This window comes from Desulforegula conservatrix Mb1Pa, assembly GCF_000426225.1.
In the GTDB taxonomy this organism is placed as follows: domain Bacteria; phylum Desulfobacterota; class Desulfobacteria; order Desulfobacterales; family Desulforegulaceae; genus Desulforegula; species Desulforegula conservatrix.
Genome location: NZ_AUEY01000167.1, coordinates 1 through 1,771, shown reverse-complemented (window position 1 = coordinate 1,771; position 1,771 = coordinate 1). Strand labels below are relative to the sequence as shown.

The 1,771-nt window shown below is 40.8% G+C and carries 1 protein-coding gene; it reads left to right on the top strand.

Going from position 1 to position 1,771, the window contains the following annotated elements:
- Nucleotides 1-196 precede the first annotated feature (196 nt).
- Nucleotides 197-1,594: a porin family protein gene (locus K245_RS0121580; RefSeq protein ID WP_027360813.1), complete on the top strand. Its 1,398-nt coding sequence runs from the start codon at nucleotides 197-199 to the stop codon at nucleotides 1,592-1,594.
- The last annotated feature ends 177 nt before the right edge of the window (nucleotides 1,595-1,771 follow it).

Here is a 1,771-nt window from a genome sequence, read left to right as displayed (position 1 = left end):
TGTTTGATTAATCACCTTTAGGTGATCCCCATTTTTTACCGCTTTGAGCGGTTCAGAATTCCATGCCACCGGCTTTGCCGGTGGTCGGTGACTTTAAATTATTTTTATTCTTCGTGGTATAAGATTCCAATCTTCAGAGGTGTCTTTGTAGTCATTATCCTATCCAAATTCTATCCTACTCATTCGGAGAACGTCTATGAAAGGAAGAAGTTTCATCTCATTGCAGGGTCATACCGGAATTATCTGTAGAACAATAATTTCAGCTGTTATTTTGATAATACTGTCTGATGGGTTAGCGTCTTTATCCTTTGCGGCAGAGAAAAAACAGTCATCCCAAAATGCAAACCGTACAGAGAAATCTTTTCAGGATGGAATCTTGTTATTCAATAACTCCGAATTCCAGAAGGCTTATGATGTTTTTTCAGGGCTTGTCAGAAAAGATCCATCAAATATGGATTTGAATTTTTACCTTGGCAGGTCAGCTTATGAGTCCGGGGATTACGAAACAGCAATATTCGCCTATGACAGAATGCTGATCCAGAATCCTGAACTTCACAGAATAAAACTTGAAATGGCCAGGTCATATATACAGCTTGGATCATATGATGAGGCCGAGAGACTTTTTAACGAAGTGCTATCAACCAACCCTCCACAAGAAGTTCAGGATAATATCGCCCTGTACCTTGAAAATATAACTGCTTCAAGAAATAACCATAACTTCAAGGGCAGTTTTCTGTTTGGAACTGCTTACGACGATAATGCATATGCGGCGCCTGTCAGTGAGACAATCAAAATACCTGCGCTCGATGACCTTCCTGTTGTGATGGATTCCCTCGGATCTGACTATTATTATGAGATGGCAGCAAATATAGGGTATGCCTACGTTCTGCCATCAAAAACTACTGCGCTTACGGCCGAGGTCCAGTCATATCACACAAGATACAACGAATATGACGACCTTGAACTTGATTATGTTGTTTTAAAGGCTGGCCCAGTGATCAGATTTGATAATTCTGAGCTTGAGATATTCGGAACCGGTTCCTACATGAATCTTGATCAGAATGATTATTTCAGCGGATATGGAATCGGATCGGCCTTTACAATGCCTGTCTGGACAGAGCAGCTTTTTACTTCAAGATTTACTTGTGAGAGAAGGGATTTCAATGATCTTGATGAGAGAAATGTTTACTCAACTATTTTCGATATCGGAATAATTACGCCTGTATATGGATTTTTTGATCTGAAGTTGGATGCGGCATATACAAGGGAAAATGCAGAAGCCGGATATTACAGCTTTCACAGGGGGGGCGCTAACTTTATTGTTTCGAGAAAACTGCTGGGCAATCTGGTTGGTTCACTCGGTTATAGCTTTGAGGCAAGTTATTATGATGCAGATGATCCGTCATTTAGTGAAGAGCGTCAGGATGACACCCATTATTTAAGGGCTGGTGTTTCATACAGATTCGGAGGCAGCAGAGCAAAATTTCCGGTGGAACTTGGTGTGGTAAATACTTACGTAAAGAGTGATTCAAATATTGAACTGTATGAATACGAAAAGAATACAATCAGGGCTTTTACGAGTGTTTCTTTTTGAGTGTCATCATTTATTATGATTGACGGACTTGCAAAAAGTCAAAAAAAGCATCAGCGTCATGCCGGACTTGATCCGGCATCCAGTAATTAATCATAAGTAAACCCCCGGCTCTGCCGGTGGACTCACAGAGTTTGACAGATCCTGGAATAAGAAGAAGTCTCCAATAACTGAACCGCC

Bases quoted from the DNA above. Each gene is read 5' to 3' on its own strand.
- K245_RS0121580 (WP_027360813.1), top strand. From the start codon at position 197: ATGAAAGGAAGAAGTTTCATCTCATTGCAGGGTCATACCGGAATTATC.